The sequence below is a fragment of the Marinobacter sp. Hex_13 genome (assembly GCF_001566815.1).
Classification (GTDB): domain Bacteria; phylum Pseudomonadota; class Gammaproteobacteria; order Pseudomonadales; family Oleiphilaceae; genus Marinobacter; species Marinobacter salarius.
The window spans coordinates 18,360-33,084 of the sequence record NZ_LSMM01000001.1 but is presented as its reverse complement, the minus strand read 5'-3'; the positions used below and the strand labels follow the sequence as shown (position 1 = coordinate 33,084).

14 protein-coding genes are annotated in these 14,725 nt (G+C 56.8%); 6 read left to right on the top strand and 8 right to left on the bottom strand.

Features of this window, described 5'->3' with window-relative positions:
- Window positions 1-144 precede the first annotated feature (144 nt).
- The 6 genes from xerD to ffh form a co-directional block, all read right to left on the bottom strand.
- Window positions 145-1,077, bottom strand: coding sequence for a site-specific tyrosine recombinase XerD (gene xerD / locus AXW11_RS00170; protein WP_091641873.1), 933 nt, complete (start codon window positions 1,075-1,077; stop codon window positions 145-147).
- A gap of 104 nt (window positions 1,078-1,181) precedes the next feature.
- Window positions 1,182-1,538, bottom strand: coding sequence for a 50S ribosomal protein L19 (gene rplS / locus AXW11_RS00165; RefSeq protein ID WP_007154388.1), 357 nt, complete (start codon window positions 1,536-1,538; stop codon window positions 1,182-1,184).
- A 26-nt stretch (window positions 1,539-1,564) separates the two neighbouring features.
- Window positions 1,565-2,323: a tRNA (guanosine(37)-N1)-methyltransferase TrmD gene (gene trmD / locus AXW11_RS00160; RefSeq protein ID WP_036204148.1), complete on the bottom strand. Its 759-nt coding sequence runs from the start codon at window positions 2,321-2,323 to the stop codon at window positions 1,565-1,567.
- A 3-nt stretch (window positions 2,324-2,326) separates the two neighbouring features.
- Window positions 2,327-2,854, bottom strand: coding sequence for a ribosome maturation factor RimM (gene rimM / locus AXW11_RS00155; RefSeq protein WP_036204145.1), 528 nt, complete (start codon window positions 2,852-2,854; stop codon window positions 2,327-2,329).
- 32 nt (window positions 2,855-2,886) lie between these two features.
- The gene (gene rpsP / locus AXW11_RS00150; RefSeq protein ID WP_007154391.1) at window positions 2,887-3,132 is read right to left on the bottom strand and encodes a 30S ribosomal protein S16; all 246 of its coding nucleotides are present in this window, start codon (window positions 3,130-3,132) and stop codon (window positions 2,887-2,889) included.
- Between the two features lie 153 nt (window positions 3,133-3,285).
- A complete protein-coding gene (gene ffh, locus AXW11_RS00145) occupies window positions 3,286-4,674 on the bottom strand; it encodes a signal recognition particle protein (RefSeq protein WP_036204143.1) in 1,389 nt (462 codons plus the stop codon).
- Window positions 4,675-4,856: 182 nt separating this feature from the next.
- Between ffh and AXW11_RS00140 the strand changes: the two genes are divergently transcribed.
- From AXW11_RS00140 to AXW11_RS00125, 4 genes are all read left to right on the top strand, one after another.
- Window positions 4,857-5,663 (top strand): cytochrome C assembly family protein, encoded by an 807-nt coding sequence (locus AXW11_RS00140; RefSeq protein ID WP_036204139.1) that lies wholly within the window; start codon window positions 4,857-4,859, stop codon window positions 5,661-5,663.
- A 96-nt stretch (window positions 5,664-5,759) separates the two neighbouring features.
- Window positions 5,760-7,037, top strand: a complete 1,278-nt coding sequence (locus AXW11_RS00135; RefSeq protein WP_041333515.1) for an HlyC/CorC family transporter — start codon at window positions 5,760-5,762, stop codon at window positions 7,035-7,037.
- A 283-nt stretch (window positions 7,038-7,320) separates the two neighbouring features.
- A complete protein-coding gene (locus AXW11_RS00130; protein WP_036204133.1) occupies window positions 7,321-9,561 on the top strand; it encodes a DUF1631 domain-containing protein in 2,241 nt (746 codons plus the stop codon).
- A 25-nt stretch (window positions 9,562-9,586) separates the two neighbouring features.
- On the top strand, window positions 9,587-10,381 hold the full coding sequence (locus AXW11_RS00125; protein WP_091641876.1) for an energy transducer TonB family protein: 795 nt from the start codon (window positions 9,587-9,589) through the stop codon (window positions 10,379-10,381).
- Window positions 10,382-10,392: 11 nt separating this feature from the next.
- Here the strand turns inward: AXW11_RS00125 and grxD are convergent, their stop codons facing one another.
- Complete coding sequence (grxD, locus tag AXW11_RS00120; RefSeq protein ID WP_036204127.1) at window positions 10,393-10,719, bottom strand: Grx4 family monothiol glutaredoxin; 327 nt, start codon at window positions 10,717-10,719, stop codon at window positions 10,393-10,395.
- 312 nt (window positions 10,720-11,031) lie between these two features.
- On the opposite strand from grxD, the gene argF reads away from it, so the two are divergent.
- A complete protein-coding gene (argF, locus tag AXW11_RS00115; RefSeq protein ID WP_041333511.1) occupies window positions 11,032-11,946 on the top strand; it encodes an ornithine carbamoyltransferase in 915 nt (304 codons plus the stop codon).
- A 4-nt stretch (window positions 11,947-11,950) separates the two neighbouring features.
- Window positions 11,951-13,021 (top strand): ABC transporter ATP-binding protein, encoded by a 1,071-nt coding sequence (locus tag AXW11_RS00110; RefSeq protein ID WP_036204120.1) that lies wholly within the window; start codon window positions 11,951-11,953, stop codon window positions 13,019-13,021.
- 11 nt (window positions 13,022-13,032) lie between these two features.
- On the opposite strand, the gene glpK is transcribed toward AXW11_RS00110, so the two are convergent.
- Window positions 13,033-14,514 (bottom strand): glycerol kinase GlpK, encoded by a 1,482-nt coding sequence (gene glpK, locus AXW11_RS00105; protein ID WP_036204117.1) that lies wholly within the window; start codon window positions 14,512-14,514, stop codon window positions 13,033-13,035.
- Window positions 14,515-14,725 lie beyond the last annotated feature (211 nt).

The window sequence follows — 14,725 nt, the reverse complement described above, 5'->3', positions numbered from 1 at the left end:
GTTTCCAGTTTTCCAGAATCACGAAGGTATATAGCCTGTCAGACGGCGAATTCCGCCGAGTTTGTGCGACACCGCTGCCCGCAAAAAGTTCAGTGTACCAAGCGCCATGCCCGCCGACTAACCCGGGATGTTACGACACCCTAACTAACCGCGCGGATGGTGAGCCTGATGCAGCGATTGTAATCGCTGACGTGCCACATGGGTGTATATCTGGGTTGTCGACAAGTCCGAATGCCCAAGTAACATCTGAACCACCCGTAAGTCGGCACCATGATTCAACAGATGCGTCGCAAAGGCATGGCGAAGGGTATGGGGTGACAGATGCTTGTGAATTCCAGAACGGAGTGCGTAATGTTTGATCCGATGCCAGAAGGTCTGCCGCGTCATCGCAGCGGGACGGTTACCCGGAAACAGTGCGTTGCTGGCCCGCCCCTTGAGAAGCTCACCTCGCCCCTCCCTCATGTAACGTACCAGCCAATCAACTGCCTCTTCACCAAGCGGAACCAGGCGCTCCTTGTTTCCCTTGCCAACAATCCTGATCACCCCCTGGCGCAGGTTCACCTCATCCACCGTTAAAGCCACAAGCTCCGAAACCCGCAAACCGCAGCCGTACAGGATTTCCATCATCGCCTTGTCGCGAAGCTCAATGGGCACTTCAGGATCGGGTTCCGACAACAGGTTTTCCACGTCGTCTTCCGACAAAGAATCCGGCAACCGTCGAGGAAGGCGGGGGCTATCTATTCGCAGTGTAGGGTCTTCAGCGATCACGCCTTCTCGCAAAAGGTAGCGGAAAAAACGACGAAGACCGGAGAGGCGACGGGCAGCCGTGGAGGTTTTGAAACCATCAGACAACCCACGGGATATCCAGCCCAGCAAGTCGGTCCGGCGCACCTCGGTCAGCAGGGGCGTTCCCGGCTGCTCCTGCAGCCAGGCCGCCAACCGCTCAAGATCACTCCGGTACGCCTGACGGGTTTTTTCCCCCAAGCCATCTTCAAGCCAGATGGCATCGGTGAAGCGCACAATGACCGCTTCATCCTGCGATCTAAGCTCAACTCTGGAGGTGGGTTTCCGGGGCATGGCGGCCTACTCGAAACGGAACCGAAAAGTTCCGGCAACCGGATACGAAAAAGGCAGCCTTGGGCTGCCTTTTCCTGACGAACTGTACCAGCAACTTCTGCTGATCAGCCCAGCTTTTCCTTGATACGAGCTGCCTTGCCAGACAGGTCGCGCAGGTAGTAAAGCTTAGCCTGGCGAACGTCACCACGACGCTTCACACTGATGCTGTCGATCAGCTTGGAGAAGGTCTGGAAGGTACGCTCAACACCCACACCGTAGGACACTTTCCGTACAGTGAAGGAAGAGTTCATGCCACGGTTGCGCTTGCCGATCACAACGCCTTCGAACGCCTGCAGACGCTCACGGTTGCCCTCGGTAACGCGAACCTGGATCACCACGGTATCACCCGGCGCAAAGGCAGGGATTTCCTTGGTCATCTGCTCTGATTCAATTTGACTGATGATGTTGTTCTTGCCGCTCATCGTATGTGCTCCTGATACCCAATCTTTTAATGCCCTGATGATTCAGAGGCACCCGGTTCGTTCAAAATCTCTTCCAGCAGCTCACGCTCTTCGTCCGTAAACACCCGCTTATCCAGCAGGTCGGGGCGTCGCTCCCGGGTTCGCCTCAACGACTGTTTCAGCCGCCAACGCCGGATCTGATCATGGTGACCGCCTAACAAAACATCCGGCACAGCCTGACCTTCGTAAACCTCCGGCCGGGTGTAGTGCGGACAATCCAGCAAACCGTCAGCAAAGGAATCCTGCTCTGCCGACTGCGCATGACCCAGCGCTCCGGGGATGAGGCGTGTAACCGCATCAATGACAGCCATGGCCGCCAACTCGCCACCGGAAAGCACGAAATCTCCCAGTGACACCTCCCGATCGACTTCCGCCGATATCAGGCGCTCATCAACACCCTCATATCGCCCAGCGACGAGAATAAGACTCTCTTCCGCTGCCAGCGATTCAACCACGCCCTGATTCATCGCCTCCCCCTGGGGAGACAGATAAACCACGCAGGCGCGTCCGGGTGCAGACTCCCTTGCCGCATGGATGGCATCCCGCAGTGGCTGAATTTTCATCAGCATACCGGGGCCTCCACCGTAAGGCCGGTCGTCTACCGTTCGGTGACGATCATGAGTGAATTCCCGAGGATTCCAGGCCGTGAACGTCAACAGACCATCACGAACGGCCCTTCCGGTAATCCCGTAATCCGTCACCGCAGCGTACATCTCCGGGAACAGACTGACTGCGCCAATCCACACCCGTCAGAACTCCGGATCCCAGTCGGCCACCAAACGCGAGCCGGCCAGATCCACACTCCGGACCACTTGGTCCGGAAGATAGGGAATCAGCCGCTCACGCTGGTCAATGGAGGCGTCGGTTGCCCGCACCACCAGGACGTCGTTGGAGCCTGTTTCTATCAGATGATGCACCTTACCCAGGTACTCATCCTCTGTCGTGAAAACGTCAAGGCCTTCCAGTTGATGCCAGTAGTATTCCCCTTCGGGGAGCTGCGGCAATTCCTCGGTAGACACAACAACGTCGGCACCACAGTAACTGCGGGCCACTTCACGATCATCGATACCTTTCAGCCTGACGACGATCCCCTGGCCTTGCCGGCGACCTTCCTCAAGCCTGGCCGGGATACGCTTGCCGTTGTGAACCAAGGTCCAGTCCCGGTAGTTCAGTATTCCGTCCTTGGGGTCAGTATAGGAGTAGACCTTGAGCCACCCCTTAACCCCAAACACCGAGGTAATCTGACCAATCACAGTTTCCTGCGAATGTTGAGCCATACCCTAACCCCGGTGGTGAAACGTTCTTTCAATTACTCTGCAGCAGCGCCTTTCAGCAGCTGTGCAACGCGCTCGCTGGTCTGGGCGCCTTGACCCAGCCAATGATCGATGCGATCACGATCAATACGCAGACGCTCTTCCTGGCCACGGGCAACCGGGTTGAAGAAACCAACACGCTCGATAAAACGACCGTCGCGGGATTTGCGGCTATCTGTCACTGTCAGATGGTAGAACGGGCGCTTCTTGGAGCCGCCACGAGCCAAACGGATTATTACCATTTCGACCAATATCCTGTTCTGTTGTACGAACTTTGTACGATTCACACCCGCCAAGCTTCAGAAATCACTGGCTGACGCGAAGACCCATACTCGAAAGGGGCGCTATTCTATGCTAAATGAACGCCAAAGAAAACAGGGAAAACATCCCGGTTTCTACATACGCCCACGCGGAGGCATACCACCGCCTGCGCCACCCGGCGGCATCATACCGCCAAGACCGCGCATCATGTTAGCCATTCCGCCCTTCTTGCCGAATTTCTTCATCATTTTCTGCATTTGCTTGTGCTGCTTTAGCAGACGATTCACATCCTGGATTTGCGTACCGGACCCCGTCGCAATGCGGCGCTTGCGAGAGTTATTGATCACATCCGGGTAGCGGCGCTCCTTTGCCGTCATCGAGCAGATAATGGCCTCCATCTGCCCCATGGACTTGTCATTGACCTGTTGCTGGGCCATCTGTGCCATCTGGCCCATACCGGGCAGCTTATCCATCAGACCGCCGATGCCGCCCATGCTTTTCATCTGCTGAAGCTGGTCACGGAAGTCTTCAAGATCAAAGCTTTTACCCTTCTTGATCTTCTTTGTCAGTTTCTGGGCTTTCTTCTGATCAATCTTGCGCTCGGCTTCCTCTATAAGGGAGAGCACATCCCCCATACCCAGAATCCGGGACGCCACCCTGTCAGGGTGGAATGGCTCCAGGGCATCGGACTTCTCGCCCACACCCAGGAACTTGATCGGCTTGCCAGTAATGTGACGCACCGACAGCGCGGCACCGCCACGGGCATCGCCATCGGTCTTGGTCAGGACAACGCCCGTCAGTGGCAGCGCATCATTAAAGGCCTTGGCCGTGTTGGCAGCATCCTGGCCCGTCATGGCGTCGACCACAAACAGGGTTTCAACCGGGTTGACGGCTTTATGAAGACGACCAATCTCGCCCATCATCTGCTCATCGACGTGCAGGCGGCCGGCGGTATCCAGAATCACAACATCAACATGTTTCTTGCGGGCTGCATCCATGGCGCCATTGGCGATATCAACAGGGTCCTGGTCCTCAGAACTGGGAAAGAACTCCACACCCACTTCACCGGCCAGCGTTTCCAGCTGACGAATGGCCGCCGGGCGATACACGTCGGCGCTCACCACCAGAACGGACTTTTTCTGCCTTTCCTTAAGGAAGCGGGCAAGCTTGGCCACCGTGGTGGTCTTACCGGCACCCTGCAAGCCGGCCATCATAATCACTGCCGGTGGCTGTACTGCCAGGTTGAGGGATTCGTTGCCATCCCCCATCACGCGTTCCAGCTCCTGCTGGACAACCTTCACGAATACCTGGCCCGGACTCAGGCTACGCTGAACTTCCTGCCCGATTGCCCGCTGACGCACGCCCTCAATGAATGCCTTGACCACAGGCAGGGCAACGTCCGCCTCCAACAGCGCCATGCGCACTTCACGCAGCGTTTCCTTTATATTGTCGTCGGTCAGCCGCGCCTGCCCAGATATCTTGCGCAGACTGCCGGAAAGTCGGTCCTGGAGGTTTTCAAACATGTTGCTCTTCCGTACCCGGATAAATTGGTTGCATGAAACACCGGAACCCGATCAGGTTCCTTGATTCCTGTTGCATAATCGCGACATTATAACCAGACTATCGCCCTGAAACGACCAGCCCGGTCAAATCGGCGTGGAACCCCGCCGATCTCGAGTCAGAAAGTGGTTATAAAAAGGACGTCATGGGAACGTTGATCCTCGCGGTCACTTCGTTATTGCTTTACAGCGTAGGTACCGCCCTGCAGGCTCTCAGCTTCCGGGGACGGGTACACACCAGCATTGCCATCACCACCCTTATCGGCCTGCTGGCCCTGACAGCACATGGACTGTTGATTGCCCAGACCGTTCATCGTGAAGGCGGTTTCGATTTCGGCTTCTTCCAGAGCTCTGTCCTTATTTCCTGGCTGATCGCTTTTTTGCTGCTAGCCCTCAACCTTCGCAAACCGGTACAAAGCCTTTTCCTTGGCGTTTACCCGCTGGCAGCGCTGACCATCATTATGGGTCTGATTACTCACTCCCCTTCCCGATTGGTGCCGGAAGACCACTACGGCATGCTCTCCCATATCGCACTGTCGGTGACAGCCTACAGCCTGTTTACGCTGGCCGCCATACAGGCGGTGCTGCTTTACCTGCAGAATCGCCAGCTCAAACAGAACTATAACAGCGTCCTGATACGCAACCTGCCGCCGCTGCAGACCATGGAGTCATTGCTGTTCGAGCTGGTGTGGGCAGGCGTGGTCATGCTGATTCTGGCCATCGTGACCGGCGCCCTGTTCATTGACGACCTGTTCGCTCAGGATCTGGCCCACAAAACGCTGTTCTCGCTGTTGTCACTCATCGTCTTCATCGCATTGCTGATCGGACGCTACACGAAGGGCTGGCGCGGCATTACCGCCAGCCGCTGGACACTGGCAGGGTGCGCCCTGTTAATGCTCGCCTTCTATGGAAGCAAGTTCGTGCTGGAACTGATCTTTCACCGGGGCGGCTGACGCTACCATGAATTTCCCCGGACAGACACCAACTTGACACCCCGACTTTCAACCACCTATTTTCCCAACTTGTCGGCAACATAAGGACACTCAGTCTTGAACGAAACATCGCTTACTGCGCTGTTCATCATCCTGGCAGGACTCATCCTGCTTTCCGCCTTCTTCTCCAGCTCTGAAACCGGGATGATGTCACTGAACCGGTACCGGCTGAAGCACATGGCCAAGACCGGCCATAGAGGCGCCCGCAGAGCCCAGTCTCTCCTCAATCGCACCGACCAGCTGATCGGCGTCATCCTGATCGGCAACAACTTCGTCAACATCTTTGCCTCAGCCATCGCCACGGTGATCGCCATCCGCATTTGGGGCGACGCCGGGATTGCCATTGCCACCGTTCTGCTGACCATCGTTATCCTGATTTTTGCGGAAGTCACCCCCAAAACCCTTGCTGCACTGTTTCCCGAAAAGATTGCCTTTCCAGCCAGCCACGTACTGGGGCCGCTGCTCAAATTACTCTATCCCGTGGTTTGGGCGGTTAATCTGTTTACAGGCGCCATCCTGAAGATCATCGGCGTGTCCGCCGACGATGCCGCCAACGAGCACCTCAGCCGCGAAGAACTGAGAACCCTTGTAAATGAGGCGGGCGCACTGATCCCAGCCAAACACAAGGACATGCTGGTTAGCATCCTCGACCTTGAGAAAGTGACCGTGAACGACATCATGGTGCCACGCAACGAGGTGGTCGGCATCGATCTGGATGATGACCTGGACACCATCCTGCGCCAACTAAGAAGCAGTCAGCACACTCGCTTGCCGGTGTTCAAGGGGGACATCAACAACATTCAGGGCGTGCTTCACCTGCGCAACGCCTCAAAACTCCTGCTTCACGATGAAATCAACAAGGCCATGCTGATGCAGCTGTGCCGTGAGCCCTATTTCATTCCGGAAAGCACACCCCTCAACACCCAACTGATCAACTTTCAGAAGGAGAAACGACGCTTCGGCATCGTTGTTGACGAGTACGGAGAAGTACTCGGCCTGGCGACACTGGAAGACATTCTTGAGGAGATCGTTGGCGAATTCACCACCGATTACGCCGCCACCAGCCCCGACATCATTCCCCAGGACGACGGCACATACATCATCGATGGTACGTCCGCTGTGCGAACCATCAACAAAACCCTTGGCTGGAAGCTACCTATTGATGGCCCCAAAACACTCAACGGCCTCATCACCGAAACCCTGGAAAACATCCCGGACACCAACGTGTGCCTGAAGGTGGGCGGGCACCGCGTTGAGGTGCTCCAAATCAAGGACAATGTGGTCAAGGCTGCGATCGTTCACCCCAAAAAGAAGAAAAAGCGCGCTATGGGCTAGATCATCTGGCTATAACACCTGACTATTTAGAAAGATCAAATTTTAATATTTTTCTTGACCGAAATGCGGTTCCACCCAAGACTGGAGTCACGCAAAAAATAATAACAACATGCCGTAAGGCATATGATCCGCCGTTCCTTAGGGTGCTTTGGAACATTAGTGGGTTTTGTTAGCGTTTGGTCATGTTACCGTGTGTTAAAATGCGGTAGATTTAACGTATAAAGAAAAAATACAGCTGTAAGCTCGGTCATGTATCCGGTTGAGGCGTACACAGGAGTCGGCCATGAATAAGCAGTCCGGCATACATTATCTCCGCGAGCACCGGGAGGCAGGGAGCTCAAATCCCGTACCTGCGCAGGTGGTTCGCATCCGCGACACTGTCGTTGCTGGACTGGGGGATTTGTTGCAGGGTGCATTTGATGCAGTTGATGACTCGCTGTTCGAGCTGGCAAACAACGCCAGAAGCAACAACGAGCAAAACCGCTATTTCGAGGCCATGCGCGAAATCCGTATCAAGCGGAAGGGTGTAGAGCGTCACTTCCAGAATGCGGTAGCACAACTGTTCGCCAATCCGCCTCAAAGCGGCAGCGTGGCAGCCGACGAAAGTCTAGCCAGCCAGACCAGCTCAGACAGCCTGTCGCTGGTAGGCGACGACGACCTGGAAGAACAGGTTGCCCTCAATGCCATGATCACCAAGTCCAAGGTCCACTTTCAGGGTCCCCTGTTACAACTGCAGACACGCTTCAGCGTGGTTTATCCGGGCGCCAGTGACGAAGCGCCGGTTAACCCCATGGCGCCAGAACATCTCTGCAGCGCCTTTGTGGAAGCCATCCAGGCGCTGGAAATCCAGATACGCGAACGCCTGATTCTGCTCAAGCAATTTGATCGTTACGTTGTTTCCAACCTTGGCATGTTGCTGGACGAAGCCAACCGAATCCTCATCCAGGCCGGCGTGATTCCGAATTTCCGCTACCACGGCAAGGCTGGTAAACAGCAGAGCAAGACAGCATCCGGCACTCACGCTGACGAAACAGGTGGGAACGCCAGCGCGATGACGGAACCCGCTGCTGCGGAAAGTCAGCAAGGGCACCATGAAGGCGCCATGTTCGACCAGATCCGGCAGATGCTGGCGCTCCAGCGCGCCAACGCAGGCATTCCGCCGCGGGCATCCGACCCCAATATTCATGTCGTTGGGGGAGCGGAACTGGCAAGTCTGCTCGGCTCACTTCCCCAACACCCCCCTGGCGAACAGATTAGCGGCAACCTGAGTGCCGGCGAGCCGGTGATGGTTGACCTCCACCAGGTTGTCCAACAGTTGCTGGCACAGGCCGGAACGACCAGCGATGGCAAAAAGCCGGCGTTGGCGGAAATGGACGAGGACCTGATCAACCTCGTGTCCATGTTGTTTGAATTCATTCTCGACGATTACAACCTCTCGGCCCCCGTGCAGGTCCTGATCAGCCGATTGCAGATCCCCATCCTCAAGGTGGTGATCAAGGACAAGTCATTCTTCAGTAAAGCAACTCACCCAGCCCGCCGCCTGCTGAACTCCCTGGCACGGGCCGGCATTGGCTGGAGCGAGAGTGACGAGAAAACCCGCGACAAGCTGTACGAGCAGATCCACGCCATTGTCGTTCGCATACTGAACGAATTCGATGGTGACGTAACACTCTTTGAAACCCTGGGCGAGGAGTTCGAACAGTTCCTGGCAAGGGAAAACCGCAAGTCCTCCCTGGTGGAGCAGCGCACCCGGGAATCCGAGCGCGGACGTATCAAATCGCAGAAAGCTCAGGAAACCGTCGATCAGTTGCTGCAGAAAAAACTGGCGCGATACAAGCTTCAGGAGCCAGTGCGGAACATCCTGATCAACGGCTGGAGCCGGGTGATGTTCCTGGCTTACCTGAGGGACGACGTGGAACACCGCTGGCTACAGACTGTCCGCGTGGTGGATGACCTCATTTGGTGCCTGCATCCGCATCAGGAAGATGAAGAGCGGGATCAGTGGGTTCGCGTGGTTCCCGGCTTGCTGAAGTCACTCCGGGCCGGGCTTGAAGAGGTTTCCTACAACTCATCCAAGCTGGATGAGATGATGGCGGACCTCAAGCACGAGTTAACGGAAGCTTTCCGAGCCAACGCGCTGGCCGAGGCCATGGAGGACTCTCCCGAGCCGGAGCCCGAAGAAGACATCCCCACGGCTCATCAGACTGCCATCGAGCGCCAACAGGAGCTTGAGGACGCCGCCATCGCCGAATATGTGGCACAGATCGATGCTATTGAAATCGGCAATTGGGTGGAGTTCAACCTGGTCAACGGGGCCAGCTTCCGCTGCAAACTGTCCGCCATCATTGAGGAAGCAGACTGCTTTGTTTTCGTAAATCGCATGGGGCTCAAGGTGATCGAGAAAACCCGCACCGACCTGGCGCATGAGATGCGGCGCGGCCGTCTGACCGTCCTTGAGCAGGGAGCGCTGATTGACCGGGCGCTGGACGCAGTCGTGGGCAGCTTGCGGAGCAAGGCAGGTTAAAAGTACTGGGAGCGTCTGAGCAACAATGCTGGAGTATGGCAGTGTTACCGGCCTCCCGGACAAATACCGGATCACCCTGGCGATATCGGTTGCCTTACTGCTTCATACCCTGATAATGGCCACCCTTCCCTATACGGCTCCAAGCGCGGAAAGCCATCGCCAGACGGTGAAAGTGGAACTGGTCAGTCCTGGCAGTATTCCCTTGCCGGAATCCGCCGCCAGCGCGACATCGCCGACTCGCACGACAGCTCCGGACCGCAACACGATCACAACTGAACCAACGCCCACCAGCGACCAGCGTGACCCCGTTGCTGTGGAATCGCCGCAAGTCGACACCAGTCATCCGCGGCACAAAGAACCAACTGCGCGTTCGGCGCCATCACCACAAACACCCGTGATGGAGCCCCAATCTCCAGCACGGACAACGCCCTCGCAGGACTCGGCCGCTACTGCCGCAGGCAACCCGGAGCAACCGGTGGAGGACACGCCGGAAAAGGTCACTCAGATAACATCGTCTCCACGAGATGTGGATCCCTATACGGCAAGCCTGGCCGTACACATTGGTAAGGAACTCGGCAAACGACCGGTTCCTTCCAGCCGCAGTGTCACCGAGCCGGTGAGCAGTCAGCTTGAGCTGAAACTACTCCCAAGCGGAGCACTTACTGGTGCCAAAGTCACCAAATCGACGGGGTTCAACGACATAGACCGAGCGATTTATCAGGCTGCCCTGCTAGCCAGTCCTTATCCAAAACCACCGGAAGAATACTCAGGAAGGAAGCAATTCCGGGTCGAACTCATTTTCGCCCCGGAACGCCTTTAAACGCGGTTAACTCAGGCTTCTGCCTGTTTCGCAGCGGCTTTGACCTGCTCGGCCAGCTCACCACTTTCCGACATTTCGAGAATAATGTCGCAGCCGCCTACCAGCTCACCATTGATATAGAGCTGCGGGTAGGTGGGCCAGCTTGAATAGACCTTGAGGCCTTCACGCAATTCCTGGTTATCAAGAATATTTACAAAGGCGAACCGCTCGCCGCATGCCATCAGCGCCTGGACGGTCTTCGCTGAGAAACCGCACTGCGGAGCCTGTGGAGTGCCTTTCATATAGAGGATAATGGCGTTTTCCTCAAGCTGGCTCTTGATGGTTTCGTTGATGTCCATGAACTCTCACCTCTCATTGGAAACGGGGTCGCCCGGTTGCGACATGCCTGACACTATTGTACACGTCCCGTGACGCTCACCAAACACCGCCTGACACCTGCATATGCCCTGGCGTTGTCTTCAGCCCCCTGACGGGCTAGACTTGAGCCCCTGCCTTTCAGGCAACCTCCGTTTCCGTATTTCCCGCCAGTGCGGCTCTCACCGCGTGCTGGCGTATTGCCGTTTCAGGACAATGACCACCGCGGGCCGGTTGTAACCACGAATAGATCCGGATTTCTTGGATAGGGTTATCGATTAATTAAGGGCCACTCCATGGCAGCAAGACATTTTCTCACACTCAATGACTTAAGCTCCGACGAGCTTGAAAGTCTGGTCGACCACGGCACTAAACTCCGCAACGATTGGCGCCAGGGCGTCGTGCGCGAAACCCTGAAGAATCGTGTCCTGGCAATGATCTTCGAGAAGTCGTCAACCCGTACGCGGGTATCCTTCGAGGCGGGCATGACCCAGCTCGGTGGCGCTGCTCTGTTTCTCTCTCCCCGTGATACCCAGCTCGGACGAGGAGAACCCATTGAAGACTCCGCCATCGTGATTTCCAGCATGGTGGACGCTGTCATGATCCGGACGTTTTCCCACGATACCGTCGACGCATTCGCGGCGGCCTCCAGAGTGCCCGTCATCAACGCTCTGACAGATGATTTCCATCCTTGCCAGCTGCTGGCCGACATGCAGACGTACCGGGAACATCGCGGCAGCATTCGTGGCGGTACGGTTGCCTGGGTTGGCGATGGCAACAACATGTGCCAGTCCTACATCAATGCAGCAACGCAGTTCGGCTTTAACCTGCGCGTTGCCTGCCCGGAGGGTTACGAACCTGACAGTGAATTGCTGAAAACCCATCAGGATCGGGTGTCTGTAGTTCATGATCCGGCTGAAGCCGCCAGAGGTGCTGATCTCCTGGTCACGGATGTCTGGGCCTCCATGGGGCAGGAAGATGAACAGAAAGCCCGTCAGAGAGTCTTCCAGAACTACCAGATCAATCCCTCGCTGATGAAATTGGCGGACAAGGACGCCCTGTTCATGCACTGCCTGCCGGCGCACCGTGGCGAGGAGATATCCGCGGACATGATGGAACACCCGCGTTCGGTGGTCTGGGACGAAGCCGAAAACCGCTTGCACGCCCAGAAAGCGCTGCTGGAATTCCTGATCCTCAATCGACTGGACTGACCGAATGACCGATAGCCTGGCTCAGCCTGCTGACTGGCTGCTGGAAGTAAACAACCTGTCCTGCGGGTATGGCGATGGCTCAGTGGTCAGGAACGTCAACTTTGCCCTCAGTCACGGCGATATCGGCTGCCTGCTGGGCCCCAGCGGTTGCGGAAAAAGCACCATCCTCAGGGCATTGGCAGGATTTCTTCCCATCAATACCGGTGAGATTTGCCTGCAGTCCAGTTCCATCAGCCTGCCCGGTCGCACTCTCGCCCCTGAGAAGCGCCGAATCGGCATGGTGTTTCAGGACTACGCCCTGTTCCCGCACCTGACAATTGCCGAAAACGTCGGCTTCGGCTTGCGCAGAGAGGATCGCGAGGAAAAACATCAGAAAGTCACCGAGTTGCTTAAGGTGGTTCATCTGCAGGATCTTGCCGACAACTACCCCCATGAACTGTCGGGTGGGCAGCAACAAAGGGTGGCGCTTGCCCGTGCCCTGGCACCGGAACCCACGTTGATACTGCTGGACGAGCCGTTCTCTAACCTCGACGCAGATCTGCGCCGCCGACTCAGCCTGGATGTGCGGGAAATCCTCAAGACACTGGGCATCAGTGCCATCCTGGTCACTCACGATCAACAGGAAGCCTTCGCCATGTGTGATCAGGTGGCGGTTCTGAAAGACGGCGGAATACAGCAATGGGACGTGCCCTACAACCTATACCACGAACCCGCCAACCGTTTTGTTGCAGGTTTCGTGGGCCAAGGAGGCTTCGTTCCAGGAAAAGCGTTGGGGCCGGACACGATTGAGTCCGAGCTGGGGGTCATCCGCGGCAACCGCGCCTACACCTGGCAACCCGGCACGCTGGTCGACGTGCTGATCCGGCCAGACGACATCGTCTACGATGCCAACTCCGAACTTAAGCCAAAAGTGGTGGAAAAGACCTTTGCCGGGACGTCGACGCTCTATCGCTTTCGCTGCTCGGAAGACACCGAGTTCGAGGCCCTGTTCCGGAGCCATCTGGACTTTCACCTGGGCGAACACGTGCCAGTCCGGGTGGAGGCAGACCATCTGATCGCCTTCGAGAGAACCTGAGAGCCCGAGCCTCAGTTATTACAAACCCGCTCCACGGAATCCAGCCAGCCGGCGTACAGGGTCTCCCGCAATGCCGGCTTCATAGCCGCCTCGAAGCGATGTTCCCGCTCCCAGAGTTGTGCTATCTCGTCCAGCCCCTGGTATACACCGGTCTGCAGCCCGGCCAGATAGGCCGCCCCCAGAGCCGTGGTCTCTGTCACGCGGGGGCGGTCCACTGGCACGTTGAGGATATCCGCCAGAAATTGCATCACCCAGTCGTTGACCACCATGCCACCATCCACCCGCAGTGCCTGCAGGGACGCACCATCGTTCTGGATGGCGCGGATCAGGTCCTTGGTCTGATAGCAGACGGATTGCAGGCCGGCGGTGACGATCTCGCCGATTCCGGTGTCCCGGGTAAGGCCAAGAATCGCCCCGCGGGCGTGAGGATCCCAATGTGGCGCACCCAGACCGGTAAAGGCCGGAACCAGATAAACAGGGTTTTCCGCCCCCACTTTCGAGGCGTAATCAGAGGATTCGCTGGCGTGACTGATAAGCTTCAACCCGTCCCTGAGCCATTGCATGGCGGCGCCGGCAACAAAGATGCTGCCTTCCATGGCGTAGCACGGTTTGCCATTCAAACGATAAGCCATGGTTGTCAGCAACCGGTTTTCGGAGCGTAGCGCCTTTTCGCCGGTATTCAGCATCAGGAAACAACCGGTGCCATAGGTGCTTTTCGCCATGCCGGGCTCGAAACAGGCCTGCCCAATCAATGCTGCGTGCTGGTCGCCCGCGATACCGGCGACCTGCACCGATGCCCCCAGCCACTGCCTGTCGGTGGTGCCAAAATCCGCGGCGGAATCGAGCACCTCCGGCAACAGCGCCCGGGGAACCCGGAAGAGGGTCAACAACTCGTCGTCCCATTGCTGACTATGAATATTGAACAACGCGGTGCGCGAGGCGTTGGTGGCATCGGTCTTGTGGGAGCGCCCACCAGTCAGATTCCAGAGCAGCCAGCAGTCCACAGTACCGAAGGCAAGCTCGCCAGCTTCCGCCCTCTGACGGGCACCGTCCACATGGTCGAGTATCCAGGCAATCTTGGTGGCGGAGAAATACGGGTCAATCAAGAGGCCGGTGCGTTCCACCACCCTACCTTCATGGCCATCGGACTTGAGTTTGGTGCAAACAGACGCTGTGCGTCGATCCTGCCAGACAATCGCGCGGTGAATTGGCTCTCCGGTTTTCCGATCCCAGATCACCGTGGTTTCCCGCTGATTGGTGATGCCGATACCTGCCAGGGTTGAGGCATCCAGCCCTGACGACTCGAGAACCTCCCTGCACACCGCCAATGTACTTTGCCAGATTTCGCCAGCCTCATGTTCCACCTGGCCATCTTTCGGAAAGTACTGGTGAAATTCCTGTTGCGCCGTGGCGATGGCTTGGCCGGAGGCATTGAAAATGATCGCGCGGGAACTGGTGGTCCCCTGATCGATGGCGAGCAGGTGCTGGGTCATGGGGCGTCCTTTCAGGTGCTTCAGCATTGTTCTGGTCAATGCTGCAATCTTCTCAAAGGATTGCTAAGAACGCTATGGGAAAGTCGGGCATAAAAAAAGGGCCGGAAAACCGGCCCTCAAATGACGAATGAAACAAGGAAAGTTCGTAAGAACTACAACCTCAAAAGTCATCCCTTACACATTTAGTATCGGCTCGGATTGCCCAGCCTTC